This window comes from Candidatus Tokpelaia sp., assembly GCF_008636115.1.
GTDB lineage: Bacteria > Pseudomonadota > Alphaproteobacteria > Rhizobiales > Rhizobiaceae > QLZD01.
Map to the genome: position 1 here is coordinate 1 of NZ_QLZD01000039.1, position 1,289 is coordinate 1,289.

A 1,289-nucleotide genomic window follows, 5' to 3' on the forward strand; every position below is an offset into this window, starting at 1 on the left:
CCATAAATAACCAGATAGCCGAAAAGATGAAGGAAGGCTGGGCGGTTATGATAAATTCCTTCCAGATAGCGAACAGCAATGGATACAGCCTTTATTCGGTCATGGTATGTAAGAAACAGGAAAATAAATGAAGGGGTGCTCAATTTTCAGCAGGGGTATTTTTTTGGTGGAACGGAATCCGTTCCACCATGCACAGCTCTTTCGCCATGTCCAAAGTGAGGGCGTATTTTTTGTCGGGCCATCTTTTGTTAATGCACCCATGGCGCAGGAGTATAAAGGTAATGATACGCAATGGCCAGGATAATAGCTACTAAATAGAAATAAAGAGGGATAAAGTATATATGATAATATAATAAAAATTGATGTATATACATCAATACACGCTTCCAGCCTTTATATTGCAAATGCCGCCGTTTATGAGCATAGCGCCCGTAAAAAATCATCTGAAACTATCGGAACATGGGCCGTTAAGTTGCAACGCCGTGCCATCTTTCTCTACGGAAAATTCTGTGATGAAGCTTACGCCATTTCCCTCGGCCATATCAAAAGCGAATTGCTTAGAGCCTGCATCATTACTCGTAAAAATCATTACGCCCTTGCTGTCGTCATTATTGTTATAAGGGCTGCTATCGTCTATTTTATAAGCATACGAAGCCCCTGTATAAGGACTTATAACAAAGAAATCGTAGCTAGAAAAGCGATAATGCCGGCGATATGTCCGCCCCTTACTGAACGGCGTCCATCTACCATTCACCCCGCGTTTATAATTTCTTATATCACACCAAATATCCATATACTCCGCCTCTTCCTTTTTGGCAGAAGATTCAGGTTGAGGAGCGGGCGTGATTTGCTGTTTCTCGTTAGACACGGAAGGGGCTTCGGAAGTAAAACAAAATACTATAAAGGTGCTATTCTCATTTCGCTTTACTGTATTGCCCCACCATGCTTCAGAAAAAGCTACTCCGGCATTTTTTAGAAAGTCTTTAACTGCCTTTATGCTGATAGCATAATTCATACCGGTCATTTCTGTATCTATGGAAGTATTTATCCCAACCAAAGACCCATGCTTATTATAGACCCCGCTACCGCTTGAGCCATGATATACTTGTGCGGTTTGCATAAAAAGCTCATCACTTACATCACTACTAAATACGCCTTCTGTGTATTTGGAATGATAGCCGCGTAGTTCTGATACTCCTTCAGGGTAGCCTATGGCGTAAAGCTTATCACCTTTTTCAGGCTTATCGCCTGCGATAACGATATAGGTATTAAATGTATCGCTCAGGCAA

Annotated in this window: 2 protein-coding genes; both read right to left on the minus strand. The window is 41.7% G+C overall.

Going from position 1 to position 1,289, the window contains the following annotated elements:
• Positions 1–139 precede the first annotated feature (139 nt).
• Positions 140–292 (minus strand): antA/AntB antirepressor family protein, encoded by a 153-nt coding sequence (locus tag DPQ22_RS09460; protein ID WP_150215021.1) that lies wholly within the window; start codon positions 290–292, stop codon positions 140–142.
• 147 nt (positions 293–439) lie between these two features.
• A partial coding sequence (locus tag DPQ22_RS08180; RefSeq protein WP_150215023.1) for a S1 family peptidase occupies positions 440–1,289 on the minus strand: 850 nt, incomplete at its 5' end.